Genomic DNA, 13,420 nt, shown 5'->3' with positions numbered 1-13,420 from the left:
CGAATCGATTCGCGGCCATGAAAAAAAGCGCGGCCGCCCGAATGGGGCGGCCGCGCCGAATCGATCATGCCAAAGCCGTCAGGCCGGCAGGCTGGGTGTCTCGTCGCGCCCCTTCAGCTCGTCGCCGCGCACGGTCGCCACATGCAGCACATTGGTCGAACCGGGCGTGCCGAAGGGCACGCCGGCCAGCACCACGATCTTGCCGCCCTTGGCGCTCATGTCGTGGCGCAACGCCATGCGGCGCGCCTTGCCGATCATTTCCTCGAAATTGCCGATATCCTTGGTGCGGATCGCATGGACGCCCCAGGTCAGGCCCAGCTTGCGCGCGGTATCGGATCGCGGCGTCAGCGCCAGGATCGGTGCAGACGGCCGCTCGCGCGCCACGCGGCGCACGGTGCTGCCCGATGAGGTGAAGCAGGTGATGACGCTGGCGCCGACGACCGGCACGATGCCGGCGGCAGCCTCCGCCAGGGCGTCGGCGGTGGTCGGGTCGGGCCGCGTTTCGGTGAAGTGCAGACGGGCGAAATAGCCCGGATCGCGCTCCACGCTATGGGCGATGCTGTCCATCATCGACACTGCCTCGACCGGCCAGTCGCCCGCCGCCGTTTCGGCAGACAACATGATCGCGTCGGCGCCGTCATAGACCGCGGTCGCCACGTCCGACACTTCGGCGCGGGTCGGGGTCGGCGCCTTGATCATCGATTCGAGCATCTGGGTCGCAACCACCACCGGACGGCCCATGCGGCGCGCTGTGGCGACGATCTGCTTCTGCAGCGGCGGCACCGCCTGCGGCGGCAGTTCCACGCCCAGATCGCCACGCGCGACCATCACGCCGTCGGCCATCTCGATAATCTCCTCCAGCCGCTGCACGGCCGAAGGCTTCTCGATCTTGGCCATCAGCGCGCCATGACCACCCATCAGCTTGCGCGCCTCGGCCAGATCTTCGGGCCGCTGGACGAAGCTCAAGGCGATCCAGTCGCAGCCCTGATCGACCGCGAAGCTCAGGTCACGGCGATCCTTGTCGGTCAGCGCCGGCACCGGCACGACCACGTCGGGCACATTCACGCCCTTGCGGTTCGACAGGGTGCCGCCGATTTCCACGATGGTATCGATTCGCGTGTCCGTGACCGCCTTCACCCGCAGCACCAGCTTGCCGTCATCCAGCAGCAGCCGGGTCTCGGGAACCAGCGCGGCGTAGATTTCGGGGTGCGGCAGGTTCACGCGCTCGACGGTGCCCGGCGTGTCATCCCGATCGAGGACGAAGGCCGCTCCGGTTTCCAGCACCACCAGCCCCTTCTCGAACGTGCCGACGCGCAGCTTGGGGCCCTGAAGGTCGGCCAGAATCGTGGTCGGCCGGGAAAATTCCTTTTCCAGCTCGCGGATCGTGGCGATGCGGGCGGCATGATCCTCATGCGCGCCATGGCTCATATTGACTCGAAAGGCGTCGGCACCCGCGACAAACAATGCGCGGATCATCTCTGCGCTCTCGCTGGCGGGACCGAGGGTCGCGAGGATGCGAACCTTGCGCGAGCGGGGCGATAGTCGTGTCATGTCTTCTCCTGGCCGTATTGATCGCCTCTGGCTTGCCAGGGCGTCGTTATCGATTATCCGTGCTGCACGACAGGATGATGTAGATTAAGCGAAAGGTTCCGCCTGTGTCCGCTACCATACTCAGTGACGCCGTCGCTGCAACCGCCTTCCGTCGGCTGATCGCGCATTTGCAGCATCGGACCGACGTGCAGAATATCGATCTGATGGGCACCGCCGGCTTCTGCCGCAACTGTCTGGCCGACTGGATTGCAGAGGCCGACGGCGATCTGACCCGCGACGAGGCCCGCGCAATCGTCCACGGCATGCCCTTTGCCGAATGGAAGGCCCGCCATCAGGGCGAGGCGACGCCGCAGCAGATCGCGAAGATGCAGGAGAGTGTGGCGAAGATCGCGGACAACCATTAAGCGTTCGGCAGATCCTGCCAGACCGGCGCCGCGCGCGAAACGCAGTCCGAATTTCGCGAATGGAGCCTGATTCACGGTATCGGCGGACGCGCAAAGCGCTTCCACCTCGCCCGATCAGGCTCTAGGAGCGTCCACCAACCGATTCACACTGACACGGAGATTCCCATGAGCGAGGGCAATATCGCAGCCGACCAGCTGCGCCTTCTGATCGAGCGCATCGAGCGCCTGGAAGAAGAAAAGAAGGGCATCGGCGACGACATCAAGGACGTCTATCTGGAAGCCAAGGCGACCGGTTACGACCCCAAGATCATGCGCCAGATCATCCGCCTGCGTAAGATGCAGCCGCATGACCGCCAGGAAATGGAAGCGATCCTGCAGACCTATCTGTCCGCGCTGGGCATGGAATAAGGCGGTCCACGCCATATTCCCGACCGGTGCATGCCACCGGACCTTGCCGAGGGGTGCTGTCGACCTACATCTGGTCCAGCCCCCTCGCGCCAGGGGCGCCACCAAAATGAGAGGACGCCCCTTATGACCGACATCATCGTCAGCACCACCAGCCGCCTGGAAGGCCGTCCCGCCCAGGATTATCTGGGCATCGTCACCGGCGAAGTGATCGTCGGCGCCAACCTCTTCCGCGACCTGTTCGCCAGCGTGCGCGACATCGTCGGCGGCCGATCGGGCGCCTATGAGGATGTGCTGCAACGCGCCCGCAGCGAAGCGATCGAGGAGATGCAGGGCAATGCCCGCAAGCTCGGCGCCAATGCGGTGGTGGGCGTCGACCTCGACTATGAGGTGATCGGCGCCAATGGCTCCATGCTGATGGTCTCCGCCTCGGGCACCGCGATCCGCTACTGATCGCCGCGCCTCCGCCATCCTCTAGCGTTGCAGGATGGCGACGCGCTCGCTAGAGAGCGCGCTTCGGTTTCACAGAAAATGTCAGGAGAAGGCCGTGGCCGGCCATTCCAAATTCAAGAACATCATGCATCGCAAGGGCGCGCAGGACAAGAAGCGCTCGTCGATGTTCTCCAAGCTGTCGCGCGAAATCACCGTCGCGGCCAAGATGGGCATGCCCGATCCGGACATGAACCCGCGCCTGCGCCTGGCGGTCAACGCCGCCAAAGCCCAGTCGATGCCCAAGGACAATATCCAGCGCGCGATCGACAAGGCGATCGGCGGCGACATGGAGAATTACGAGGAAATCCGCTATGAGGGCTATGGCCCCGGCGGCGTCGCCATCATCGTCGAGGCACTGACCGACAATCGCAACCGCACCGCGACCAATGTCCGCACTGCCTTCGCCAAGAATGGCGGCAATCTGGGCGCGTCGGGCGCGGTGAGCCATGGCTTCGACCGCCTGGGCCTGATCACCTATCCCGCCAGCGCCGGCGATGCCGACGCCGTCTTCGAAGCCGCGCTGGAAGCGGGTGCGGACGATGTCTCGTCGAACGAAGACGAGCATGAGATCTGGACCGCGATGGACGCGCTGCACGAAGTCGCCAAGGCGCTGGAAGCCAAGCTGGGCCCGGCAGAGGGCGCCAAGCTCGCCTGGAAGCCGCAGACCACGCTGGAAGTCGACGAAGCCAATGCCGCAACGCTGCTGAAGCTGGTCGACACGCTGGAAGATGATGACGACGTCCAGACCGTCTGGGGCAATTATGAAGTCTCCGACGCCGTGATGGAGAAGCTGGGCTAAGATGCCCGGCTCCCGTTCGCTTCGGGCGAGATCGCGCAGCGCCGATGCGCGCCGGTCTTGCCCGATGCGGACGATCCTGCACCCATGATCATACTTGGCCTCGACCCCGGCCTCGGCACCACCGGCTGGGGCCTGATTGCCGCCGACGGCAATCGCCTGACCCATGTCGGCAACGGCCAGATCAAGACCGACAGCGCGATGTCGCTGGCGACCCGGCTGATGGCGCTCGATCTGGCGCTGACCGACCTGATCCTCGAACATCGGCCCGATGGCGCCGCGGTCGAGGAGGTGTTCGTCAACGTCAATCCGCAATCGACGCTGAAGCTGGGCCAGGCGCGCGGCGTCATCCTGCTGAATGCGGCCCGATCCGGCATGGAAGTGGGCGAATATGCCGCTCGCCTCGTCAAGAAATCGGTCGTCGGCGTCGGCAACGCGTCGAAGGACCAGGTCCATGCCATGGTCCAGCGGCTGCTGCCCGGCGCCAAGATCGTCGGGTCGGACGCGGCCGACGCCCTTGCGGTGGCGATCACCCATGCCCATCATCTGGCGAGCGCCCGGCGGATGCCCGCGCGCTGACCTGCCATCGGAGACCATCGCGACCATGACCGACCTGCCCCACGCCCGCTACATCATCGTCCCGCATGACGGCGCGTGGAAGATCAACCTCAACAACAGCTATTACGGCCCCTTCGCGACGCAGCAGGCGGCGATCGACAGCGCTACCGAAACGGCGAAGAAGGCGGCGGCAGGCGGCTATCCCGCATCGGTCCTGCTGATGAACGGCACCGCGTTCGACACCGCCTGGACCAGCATCGAAAACGACGACACCTGATTTTTACATATTTCGGGAACTCTTCGTCCCTTTCCGCATTTATCGACACCAGCATAAGCGGGCGCAGGGATGAGCAAGAAGATTCTGATCGTCGAGGACGAGATTTTCGTCGCGTTGGAAATCGAACAGATTGTGCAGGATGCCGGCTTCGACGTCGGCGGCATCGCGGCTGATCGCGAGGCGGCGATGGCCGCCGCCGAATCCTGCGACATCGCCCTGGTCGACCTCAACCTGCGTGATGGCCCCACTGGTCCTGCCATCGGCATGGAACTGGCCAGCCGCTTCGGCATCAAGGTCATCTATGTGACCGCCAATCCGGCGCAGATCGGCACGGCTTCCGTTGCCGCGCTGGGCGTCGTCACCAAGCCCTTCCGCGCACAGAGCATTGCCCAGACCGTGCGCCTGGCCGCCACCGAAGCAGCCGACCTCGCCACGGCGGAGATTGCCGGCTTTACGCCCTTCCCGCCGCAGCGCGGTGCATCGAGCGTCGCGGTATCCGCAGGCTGAGCCGAAGCCCTTCGGGGCACCATTGCCGTTCGAGCTGACCACCCAGCTGACGCTCGACGCTGAGCGCGATCAGGCGACTGCCAAAGCCTTCGCTGGCGATCGGCGCCACACTCGGCCCGCCCTCCTCACGCCAGTCGAGCCGGATATCCTCATCCTGCGTCACCACATGCAGCGCGATGAAGCCATCAGGCGTCGATAGCGCGCCATATTTGGCGGCATTGGTCGCCAGCTCATGAAACAGCAGCGCCAGCGGCGTCGCCGAGCGATCATCGATCGGCGGATTGTCGCCCGACAATTGCAGTCGTTCCCGGCCGCCATAGGGCGCAAAAATCTCCTCCAGCACGCCATGCAGCGATGCCTGCTCCTCCGCCATGCTGACGCCGCCGCCATGGGTCCGAACGAAGTCATGCGCCCGTCCCAGCGCCAGGATGCGGTCGCGCAGATCATCCGCCCCTTCCTGCATGCCCGGTCGCTCGCGCGCCGACAGGCCGATGAGGCCGGCGATGACGGAAAAGATATTCTTGATCCGATGCGACAGTTCATGCGCGATCATCTCGCGCTCTTCGAGCATCAGCTTCTGTTCGTGAATCTCGGTGCAGGTGCCGATCCAGCGGATGATCTGCCCCTGCGCATCGCGGATCGGCAGGGCGCGCCCCAGCGTCCAGCGATAGAGGCCGTCGCGGTGCCGCAGCCGATACTCGATTTCATAGGGATCGCCGCTCGCCAGCGAATGGCGCCATTTCTCCCAGGCCTTGGGCTGGTCATCGGCATGGAACATGCCGTTCCAGGCATCGCCATCGGTCGATCCCGCCGACACGCCGGTATATTCATACCAGCGCGCATTATAATAATCATGATAGCCGTCCGGCAGGGTCGACCAGACCATTTGCGGCATGGTGTCGGCCAGGGTGCGGAACATGCGATCGCTGTCCGCCACTGCCTCTGCATCCAGCCGCTGCTGGGCGATGACATCGCGGTCGCGCCGCCGCCCTTCCAGTTCCACCATCACCTGCCGCGCCAACAGCGAAAGCCCCTGACGCTGCAGCGGGGTCAGATCATCGCGCGGCACCGTGTCGATGACGCAGAGCGCGCCCAGCGGCTCACCATCGCCGCCGACCAGCGGCGCCCCGGCATAGAAGCGGATATACGGCGCACCGGTGACCAGCGCATTGTCGATGAAACGCGCATCCTGCGTCGCGTCGGGCACGACGAAGATATTATCGCCCAGCATGGCAAGAGCGCAGAAGGAGACGTCACGCGGCGTCTCCTCCGCATCCAGCCCGACCCGCGCCAGAAAGCGCTGCCTTACATCCTCGACAATGCTGACGAGCGCGATCGGCGCCCCGCATAGTTGCGCGGCGAAGCTGGTGATGTCGTCAAGGGTACGGAAACCGCCGGCGTCGAGATCATAAAGCGCCAGCAGCGCCGCCCGATCCGTTGCCAAGCCGCGTCCGTCAGCCATCGCTGACCCGCTCGATGTCGGCGCCAACGGCCGAGAGCTTTTCCTCCAGCCGCTCATAACCGCGATCGAGATGATAGACGCGGCTGACGATGGTCTCGCCTTCGGCAGCAAGGCCGGCCAGGATCAGGCTCATCGAGGCGCGCAGATCGGTCGCCATCACCGGCGCACCGACCAGCTTGTCGACGCCACGCACGACCGCAGTGCGGCCGTTGACGCTGATGTCGGCACCCATGCGCGCCAGTTCGGGCACATGCATGTAGCGATTTTCGAAGATCGTCTCGGTCAGGACCGACGCGCCCTCCGCCTTGGTCAGCATCGCCATGAACTGCGCCTGCATGTCGGTCGGGAAGGCCGGGAAAGGCGCGGTCGACAGGGTCAGCGGCTTGAGCTTGCCGTCGGACGAAACGCGGATGCCGTCGCGATGCTCGTCGACCTGCACGCCAGCGTCGCGCAGCGCGGCCAGGATGGCGTGCATATCGTCGGCATTGGCGCCGATCAGGTCGAGCGAACCGCCGGTGATCGCCGCAGCGCAGGCATAGCTGCCCGCCTCGATACGGTCGGGCATGACGCTGTAGGTCGCGCCGTGGAGACGATCGCGGCCGTGGATCACCAGCTTGTCGGTGCCCACGCCCTCGATATCGGCGCCCATCGCGATCAGCAGCTTGCAGAGATCAACGATTTCCGGCTCGCGCGCGGCATTTTCCAGGATGCAGGTGCCCTTTGCAAGCGAGGCCGCCATCAGCGCATTTTCGGTCGCGCCGACCGACACCACCGGGAAGGTATAGATGCCGCCGGGCAGGCCGCCATCGGGCAGGCTGGCGCGGACATAGCCGGCCGCGATCTCGATGATCGCGCCAAAGGCTTCCAGTGCCTTGAGGTGCAGGTCGATCGGCCGGTTGCCGATCGCGCAGCCGCCGGGCAGCGACACCCGTGCCTCGCCGGCGCGGGCGAGCAGCGGGCCGAGCACCAGGATCGACGCGCGCATCTTGCGCACGATGTCATAGGGCGCCTCGGTCGAAGTCACGCGACCGGCGCGCATCGTCATGACGCGGCCGAAATCCTCCGGACGGGCGCCCTCGATCATGGTCGACACGCCAAGCTGGTTAAGCAGGTGACCGAAGCTGTCGACGTCGGCCAGGCGCGGCAGATTGCGCAGCGCGACGGGCTCGTCGGTCAGCAACGCGCAGGGCAGCAGCGTCAGGGCAGCGTTCTTAGCGCCGGAGATGGGAAGGCGGCCATTGAGTTGCTTGCCGCCGCGAATGTGAATGCGGTCCATTGGCCAGGTTTCATAGCGTCTATTGCGCGCCGTGCAAGGCGCGCGCGCGGTCGTTCGGCGTGAAAAACGGGCGGAGCCGGGCGTAGCGGAAGACTATTTTCGCGGATCGCCGCAACCTTGATCGAGTTTAGTGCGCCTTGCCGAAATGCAGCCAAAAGGAGGTTGGGGCGTTCTGCCATCGTAACAACAATTTCAAGAAGAAGGTGTATTGGTGGCGACGAGCTGTTTCGCGGAAAGACTGGCCAAGACGGTTCCCCTGTCCGACGCAGAAAAAGCAGCATTGGCTCGGCTGGAAGAAAATCCCCGCAAGATCAAGCGCGGGGCCATGATCCAGCGCGTCAACGAGACGATCACTGAGTTGTTCGTGCTGCGCGAAGGCCGGGTCATGAGCTATGTCATCCTGCCCGATGGCAGCCGCCAGATATTGCGCGTCTACTTCCCCGGCGATTTCATCGGTTCGGCCAGCACCATCTACAGCAAGGCCCCGGAATCACTGGTCGCCCTGTCGGACGCCATCGTCTGCCCGTTCGACAAGCATGCGCTGCGCCGGCTGCTGGAGGAATATCCGCGCGTCGCCGCCCTGCTGTTCCTGCTGTCCAATGCGGAGCGGGTGGCGATGACCGATCGGCTTGCCTCGCTGGGCCGTACATCGGCGAGGGCGCGGGTCGCCTCCTTCCTGCTCGACATGTTCGATCGGCTGCGCGTCACGGACGACAGCATCACCGACAGTTTCGACCTGAAGCTGACGCAGGAAGAGATTGGCGACGCGATCGGCCTGACATCCGTCCATGTGAACCGGATGATCCGACAGATGGAGCAGGAAAAGCTGATCAGCCGTGCCAATGGCCGGATCACGCTGGTCGACATGGCCCGGCTGGAAGAGATCGGCCATTATACCAACCGGCACAAGCATATGGACCTGGACTGGCTGCCCGCAATGAGCTGACGCGCCGCGCGTCAGGCCAGCAGTTCGACATCCCAATAGAGCCAGTCGTGCCAGCTTTCGTGGAGATAGCCGGGCGGGAAGGCACGGCCATGCTCCTGCAGCTGCCAACTGGTCGGCCGGATCGGCTGGACATGCAACTGCATGCCCGCTTCGCGCGGGGTGCGCCCGCCCTTCTTGAGATTGCAGGGCGAACAGGCGGTCGCGACATTCTCCCAGGTGGTGCGGCCACCGGCGCGCCGCGGCACGACATGGTCGAAGGTCAGGTCGTGCGTCGTGCCGCAATATTGGCAGCTGAAACGATCGCGCAGGAACAGGTTGAACCGGGTGAAGGCCGGATGCTCCGAGGGCCGCACATATTGCTTGAGCGCGATGACGGAGGGGATGCGCATCTGCAGGCTGGGGCTGTGGACTTCCCGCTCATAGGAAGAGACGATATCCACCCGCTCCAGAAAAATCGCCTTGATGGCGGTCTGCCAGGGCCACAGGCTCAGGGGATAATAGCTGAGCGGGGTATAGTCCGCATTCAAAACCAGCGCCGGGCAGTTTTCCGGATGCCGTATCAGGTCGGGATGGTACATAGTCGCCTCTACCCCCTTGCCGACGCCGCTGATCGACCAACAACGTGACAAGAGCATGACAGCATTAACGAATATCCGCCGTCAAGAGCCTGTATGACTCAATCCACCGCACCACAGCATCTTGTGAGTCGTTTCGCGCCAAGCCCCACCGGTCGATTGCATGTCGGCCATGGCTGGTCGGCGCTGATGGCGATGGACCTGGCACGGGCCGCGGGTGGCGCCTTTCGCCTGCGGATCGAGGATATCGACGGCACCCGCAGCCGGCCCGAACATGTCGACGGGATAATCGAGGATCTGCGCTGGCTGGGCGTGGCATGGGATGGGGAGATCATCTTCCAGTCGCAGCGCCTGGCCGACTATGATGCCACGCTCGACCGACTGCGCGCGATGGACCTGCTCTATCCCTGCTTCTGCACGCGCGCCGATATCCAGGCGAGCCTGACCGCGCCGCATGGCCCGGAAGGCCCGGTCTATCCCGGCACCTGCCGCGCCCTGCCGAACGCCGTGCGCGCGGAGCGCATCGCGGCGGGCATGCCCCATGCCTGGCGGATCGACATGCAGGCGGCGGTCGCACGGGCGGGGCCACTCCGCTGGGCCACCCTGCCCTATCCCATCGACCTGGATGCGCACGCCATCGACAGCCCTGCCGATCCGGCGGCGGCGGGCGATGTCGTGCTGGCGCGCAAGGATGCGCCGGCCAGCTATCATCTGTCCTGCACGCTGGACGATGCGGCTATGGGCGTCACCCATGTGCTGCGCGGCAATGACCTGCGCGCCGCGACCGATATCCATCGCCTGCTGCAGGCGCTGCTCGACCTGCCCAGCCCCGCCTATATCCACCACCCACTGCTGCTGGGCGCCGATGGCAAGCGGCTGGCGAAGCGGGACGGCGCGATTGCGCTCGCCGAACTGCGTGGCGCCGGCATGGACCCGCAGCGCCTGGCCGATGATCTGCGCGCCGGGCGCTTTCCGGTTGGCATCACCGCCGGAGCGGCCTAGCATCGCCTTATGACCACCGTGCTCGTCATCGCCCTGATCCTTGCCATGGCCGCGACCCTGTTCGCGCTTGTCCGCGGCATCATCGCCTTCCTCCAGGCGACGAAGGAGGAACTGAACCTGCCGGAGGGGGCGCCGCGCCCGTCCAGCCTGAAGCAGAACCGGATGATGATGAACCGCATCCTGTTCCAGGCCGGCGCCGTCATCATCATCGCCTTGCTGCTGATGATGAAGGGCAATGGCTGAGGGCTGATGGTCAAGCTCAACAAGATCTACACCCGCACCGGGGACGCGGGCACGACCGGTCTGGTCGACGGATCGCGCCTGCCCAAACACGCGCCGCGCATGCAGGCGGTGGGCGACGTGGACGAGGCGAACAGCGCGATCGGCCTCGCTATCCTGGCGATCGGCGACCTGCCCGAGGCGGCCTGGCTGACCACCATCCAGAATGATTTGTTCGATCTGGGTGCGGACCTGGCCACCCCGATCCCGGACGGCGCGGACGAGCCCTGGGCGCTGCGCATCATTGCCGGCCAGGTCGCGCGACTGGAACAGCAGATCGACGACATGAATGCCGATCTGGCCCCGCTCGACAGCTTCATCCTGCCGGGTGGCAGTCCGGCCGCCGCCGCGGTCCACCTCGCCCGTGCGATTACCCGCCGGGCCGAGCGCAGCGCGACGGCCGCCGCCGCCGATGTCGCGCTCAATCCGCAGGCGCTGGCCTATCTCAACCGCCTGTCCGACCTGCTGTTCGTGCTCGCCCGCCGGCTGAACGACAATGGCACGCGCGATGTTAAATGGGTGCCGGGCGCATCAAGACAGGTCTGATTTCAACGGCCTGGCTACCATCGGCCACGCTTTGCCTTGCACCGCAACATTAACCCTATTCATTCAGAGCGCGTTTAGCCAATTCTCCAAATTTGCGGGTTATTCGCAATTAGTGAGAGGGCCAAGATGCAATTCTATCTGGCAACATCCTTCATCTTTCCGCGCAGCCTGCGCCTGCGCCTGTTCGCACTCTGTTTCGTCGCGACCCATCTGCCGCTGATCGGCTATATCAGCTGGGGCATGGCCACCGGTCGGATCGCACTGGCCGAGTTCCTGCTGCTGCTTGGCGCCACGCTGGTCGGCACGATCATGGCACTGATGGGGATCGGCGCGCTGCTGAGCCCGATCCATGCGCTGGCCGATACGCTGCGCCCCGACAGTCCCGAGGCACCGGTCCTCCCCGAAGTCGGCGACGTGATCCGCACCCTCTATGCCGGCGTTCACCGCGCCGCGACATCGACCCGCGCGCAGATGGACGAATTGCAGGTAGCGGCGCATGAGGATCCGCTGACCGGCATCGCCAACCGGCGCGGCCTGCTAGCGCAGATCGAAGACCTGCCGGTCGAGAAGCGCCAGGGCTGCATCGCGATCATCGACATCGACCATTTCAAGCAGGTCAATGACCGGCTGGGCCATGACGAGGGCGACCGGGTGCTGCGCGATTTCGCCACCCGCCTGTCCGCCCAGATCCGGCGCATCGACATGGTCGCGCGCTGGGGCGGCGAGGAATTTGCGGTCTTCTTCCAGAATTGCATCGAGGATGAGGCGAGCTGGTCGCTGGCCCGCCTGGCCGAACAGATTCGCGAGCATCCGCTGGGCGATGTCGATGGCCGCCCGATCACCTTTTCCGCCGGCATCTGTCGCTGGAAGGGCGAGGAGATGGACGAGGTGCTGCGCCTTGCCGACCAGGCGCTGTACGAAGCCAAGGCCAATGGCCGCAACCAGTTGCGCCGTGCTCGGCCGGAGCGCACCGCCGCCTGATTCTGCGCCGCAGCGGGCCGGCAAGGAACCGACCTGCCCGGTCATGCGCTTACCCCTTGCGAGAGCGGTGCAACCGTATCGAAAGGGGCGTGCATGGCCAAAATCTGGATCCAGCCCGGACAGGAGGCGCTGGCGGAACGCTATCGCGCCGTCCGCGCCCTGACGCAGGCGCTGGCCGCGCCTTTGTCCGACGCGGATGCCACGGTGCAATCGATGCCCGACGCATCGCCCGCCAAATGGCATCTGGCCCATGTCAGCTGGTTCTTCGAAACCTTTGTCCTGCGCGATCATGTCGAGGGTTATCGCCCGTTCGACGACCGCTTCGCCTATCTGTTCAACAGCTATTATGAGGCGGAAGGGCCGCGCCATGCCCGGCCGATGCGCGGCATGCTGACCCGGCCGAGCCTGACCGACGTGCGCGCCTATCGCGCCCATGTCGATGCCGCGCTGCTGGCCGCCATGCCGCATCTGCCGGAGGCCGCCTGCACGCTGGTGACGCTGGGCCTGCAACATGAGCAGCAGCATCAGGAATTGCTGCTGACCGACCTGCAGCATCTTTTTTCGCTCAATCCCATCGCCCCTGCCCTGTTCGACGCACCCAGGGCGATGCCCGCGCCGGTGCCCGGACCGCTGCACTGGATCGAGGGGCGCGAGGGGCTGGTGGAGATCGGCGACGACGGCAAGGCCGGTTTCGCCTTCGATTGCGAGGGGCCGCGCCACAAGGTCTTCCTGCGCCCCCACGCCCTGGCCCACCGGCCGATCACCAATGGCGAATGGATCAGCTTCATCGAGGATGGCGGTTATCGCGACCCGGCGCTCTGGCTGTCGGATGGCTGGGCCTGGGTCCAGGCGGAAGGGATAGAGGCGCCGCTCTATTGGCAGCGCGGCGAGAAGGGCTGGACCCGTTTCGGCCTGGACGGACGCCAGCCGGTCAATCCCGCTGCCCCCGCCTGCCATATCAGCCTGTATGAGGCCGACGCCTATGCCAGTTGGGCGGGCGCGCGCCTGCCGACCGAGGCGGAATGGGAAAGCGCGGCGCTCAACATCGCGCCGACCAGTGGCGAACAGCTGGACGGCGCCGCCTGCCCCCGCCCCCGCGCCGCCGAAGACGGCACCAGCCTGACCCAGATGTTCGGCGATGTATGGGAATGGACTGGCAGCGCCTATCGCCCCTATCCCGGCTTTCGCACCGCTCCCGGCGCGGTCGGCGAATATAATGGCAAGTTCATGTCCGGGCAGTTCGTGCTGAAGGGCGGCAGCTGCGCCACCCCGCGCGGCCATGTCCGCGCCAGTTACCGCAATTTCTTCCACCCCCATCAACGCTGGCAGTTCACGGGACTGCGGCTGGCCAAGGATCTGTAAG

Annotated in this window: 17 protein-coding genes; 13 read left to right on the top strand and 4 right to left on the bottom strand. The window is 65.4% G+C overall.

Features of this window, described 5'->3' with window-relative positions; genetic code table 11:
* Positions 1-78: 78 nt before the first annotated feature.
* On the bottom strand, positions 79-1,551 hold the full coding sequence (pyk, locus tag CG471_RS08935; RefSeq protein ID WP_080726918.1) for a pyruvate kinase: 1,473 nt from the start codon (positions 1,549-1,551) through the stop codon (positions 79-81).
* A 104-nt stretch (positions 1,552-1,655) separates the two neighbouring features.
* Here pyk and CG471_RS08930 point away from each other — a divergent pair, with 104 nt between their 5' ends.
* The 7 genes from CG471_RS08930 (at position 1,656) to CG471_RS08900 (ending at position 4,990) form a co-directional block, all read left to right on the top strand.
* Positions 1,656-1,955, top strand: coding sequence for a DUF1244 domain-containing protein (locus tag CG471_RS08930; RefSeq protein WP_099231624.1), 300 nt, complete (start codon positions 1,656-1,658; stop codon positions 1,953-1,955).
* Between the two features lie 165 nt (positions 1,956-2,120).
* A complete protein-coding gene (locus tag CG471_RS08925; protein ID WP_004210171.1) occupies positions 2,121-2,363 on the top strand; it encodes a DUF2312 domain-containing protein in 243 nt (80 codons plus the stop codon).
* Between the two features lie 123 nt (positions 2,364-2,486).
* Positions 2,487-2,813 (top strand): heavy metal-binding domain-containing protein, encoded by a 327-nt coding sequence (locus CG471_RS08920; RefSeq protein WP_004210170.1) that lies wholly within the window; start codon positions 2,487-2,489, stop codon positions 2,811-2,813.
* A gap of 94 nt (positions 2,814-2,907) precedes the next feature.
* Positions 2,908-3,651: a YebC/PmpR family DNA-binding transcriptional regulator gene (locus CG471_RS08915; protein ID WP_004210169.1), complete on the top strand. Its 744-nt coding sequence runs from the start codon at positions 2,908-2,910 to the stop codon at positions 3,649-3,651.
* Between the two features lie 84 nt (positions 3,652-3,735).
* A complete protein-coding gene (gene ruvC, locus CG471_RS08910; RefSeq protein WP_004210168.1) occupies positions 3,736-4,227 on the top strand; it encodes a crossover junction endodeoxyribonuclease RuvC in 492 nt (163 codons plus the stop codon).
* 25 nt (positions 4,228-4,252) lie between these two features.
* The gene (locus CG471_RS08905; protein WP_004210167.1) at positions 4,253-4,483 is read left to right on the top strand and encodes a DUF2188 domain-containing protein; all 231 of its coding nucleotides are present in this window, start codon (positions 4,253-4,255) and stop codon (positions 4,481-4,483) included.
* 69 nt (positions 4,484-4,552) lie between these two features.
* Positions 4,553-4,990: a response regulator gene (locus tag CG471_RS08900; protein ID WP_037515798.1), complete on the top strand. Its 438-nt coding sequence runs from the start codon at positions 4,553-4,555 to the stop codon at positions 4,988-4,990.
* Here the strand turns inward: CG471_RS08900 and CG471_RS08895 are convergent.
* Positions 4,935-6,452 carry a PAS domain-containing protein gene (locus CG471_RS08895; RefSeq protein ID WP_099231623.1) on the bottom strand — a complete coding sequence of 506 codons (1,518 nt, stop codon included), beginning with the start codon at positions 6,450-6,452 and terminating at the stop codon, positions 4,935-4,937. The genes CG471_RS08900 and CG471_RS08895 overlap by 56 nt on opposite strands.
* Entirely contained in the window at positions 6,445-7,728 is a 1,284-nt protein-coding gene (murA, locus tag CG471_RS08890; protein ID WP_004210161.1) for a UDP-N-acetylglucosamine 1-carboxyvinyltransferase, read from the bottom strand. The genes CG471_RS08895 and murA overlap by 8 nt, the downstream gene beginning before the upstream one ends.
* 208 nt (positions 7,729-7,936) lie before the next feature.
* Here murA and CG471_RS08885 point away from each other — a divergent pair, with 208 nt between their 5' ends.
* Positions 7,937-8,674, top strand: coding sequence for a Crp/Fnr family transcriptional regulator (locus CG471_RS08885; RefSeq protein WP_004210159.1), 738 nt, complete (start codon positions 7,937-7,939; stop codon positions 8,672-8,674).
* An 11-nt stretch (positions 8,675-8,685) separates the two neighbouring features.
* Here CG471_RS08885 and CG471_RS08880 read toward each other — a convergent pair whose 3' ends face one another.
* Positions 8,686-9,252 carry an HNH endonuclease gene (locus tag CG471_RS08880; protein WP_037506283.1) on the bottom strand — a complete coding sequence of 189 codons (567 nt, stop codon included), beginning with the start codon at positions 9,250-9,252 and terminating at the stop codon, positions 8,686-8,688.
* 93 nt (positions 9,253-9,345) lie between these two features.
* Here CG471_RS08880 and gluQRS point away from each other — a divergent pair, with 93 nt between their 5' ends.
* From gluQRS to egtB, 5 genes are all read left to right on the top strand, one after another.
* A complete protein-coding gene (gluQRS, locus tag CG471_RS08875; protein WP_180275652.1) occupies positions 9,346-10,251 on the top strand; it encodes a tRNA glutamyl-Q(34) synthetase GluQRS in 906 nt (301 codons plus the stop codon).
* A 9-nt stretch (positions 10,252-10,260) separates the two neighbouring features.
* Positions 10,261-10,494 carry a twin transmembrane helix small protein gene (locus tag CG471_RS08870; RefSeq protein ID WP_004210155.1) on the top strand — a complete coding sequence of 78 codons (234 nt, stop codon included), beginning with the start codon at positions 10,261-10,263 and terminating at the stop codon, positions 10,492-10,494.
* Positions 10,495-10,500: 6 nt separating this feature from the next.
* Positions 10,501-11,076 carry a cob(I)yrinic acid a,c-diamide adenosyltransferase gene (locus CG471_RS08865; protein ID WP_099231622.1) on the top strand — a complete coding sequence of 192 codons (576 nt, stop codon included), beginning with the start codon at positions 10,501-10,503 and terminating at the stop codon, positions 11,074-11,076.
* A gap of 126 nt (positions 11,077-11,202) precedes the next feature.
* A complete protein-coding gene (locus CG471_RS08860) occupies positions 11,203-12,057 on the top strand; it encodes a GGDEF domain-containing protein (protein ID WP_099231621.1) in 855 nt (284 codons plus the stop codon).
* Between the two features lie 93 nt (positions 12,058-12,150).
* Entirely contained in the window at positions 12,151-13,419 is a 1,269-nt protein-coding gene (gene egtB, locus CG471_RS08855) for an ergothioneine biosynthesis protein EgtB (protein WP_099231620.1), read from the top strand.
* The last annotated feature ends 1 nt before the right edge of the window (position 13,420 follow it).

Source organism: Sphingobium sp. IP1 (assembly GCF_002708645.1).
Taxonomy (GTDB): Bacteria; Pseudomonadota; Alphaproteobacteria; order Sphingomonadales; family Sphingomonadaceae; genus Sphingobium; species Sphingobium yanoikuyae.
Note: the sequence above shows the minus strand (reverse complement) of the source record. Positions and strands in the feature narration are given on the sequence as shown.

Bases quoted from the DNA above. Each gene is read 5' to 3' on its own strand.
- murA (WP_004210161.1), bottom strand. From the start codon at position 7,728: ATGGACCGCATTCACATTCGCGGCGGCAAGCAACTCAATGGCCGCCTT.
- CG471_RS08905 (WP_004210167.1), top strand. From the start codon at position 4,253: ATGACCGACCTGCCCCACGCCCGCTACATCATCGTCCCGCATGACGGC.
- CG471_RS08870 (WP_004210155.1), top strand. From the start codon at position 10,261: ATGACCACCGTGCTCGTCATCGCCCTGATCCTTGCCATGGCCGCGACC.
- CG471_RS08895 (WP_099231623.1), bottom strand. From the start codon at position 6,452: ATGGCTGACGGACGCGGCTTGGCAACGGATCGGGCGGCGCTGCTGGCG.
- CG471_RS08920 (WP_004210170.1), top strand. From the start codon at position 2,487: ATGACCGACATCATCGTCAGCACCACCAGCCGCCTGGAAGGCCGTCCC.
- gluQRS (WP_180275652.1), top strand. From the start codon at position 9,346: ATGACTCAATCCACCGCACCACAGCATCTTGTGAGTCGTTTCGCGCCA.
- CG471_RS08860 (WP_099231621.1), top strand. From the start codon at position 11,203: ATGCAATTCTATCTGGCAACATCCTTCATCTTTCCGCGCAGCCTGCGC.
- ruvC (WP_004210168.1), top strand. From the start codon at position 3,736: ATGATCATACTTGGCCTCGACCCCGGCCTCGGCACCACCGGCTGGGGC.
- CG471_RS08925 (WP_004210171.1), top strand. From the start codon at position 2,121: ATGAGCGAGGGCAATATCGCAGCCGACCAGCTGCGCCTTCTGATCGAG.
- CG471_RS08865 (WP_099231622.1), top strand. From the start codon at position 10,501: ATGGTCAAGCTCAACAAGATCTACACCCGCACCGGGGACGCGGGCACG.
- egtB (WP_099231620.1), top strand. From the start codon at position 12,151: ATGGCCAAAATCTGGATCCAGCCCGGACAGGAGGCGCTGGCGGAACGC.
- CG471_RS08880 (WP_037506283.1), bottom strand. From the start codon at position 9,252: ATGTACCATCCCGACCTGATACGGCATCCGGAAAACTGCCCGGCGCTG.
- pyk (WP_080726918.1), bottom strand. From the start codon at position 1,551: ATGACACGACTATCGCCCCGCTCGCGCAAGGTTCGCATCCTCGCGACC.
- CG471_RS08900 (WP_037515798.1), top strand. From the start codon at position 4,553: ATGAGCAAGAAGATTCTGATCGTCGAGGACGAGATTTTCGTCGCGTTG.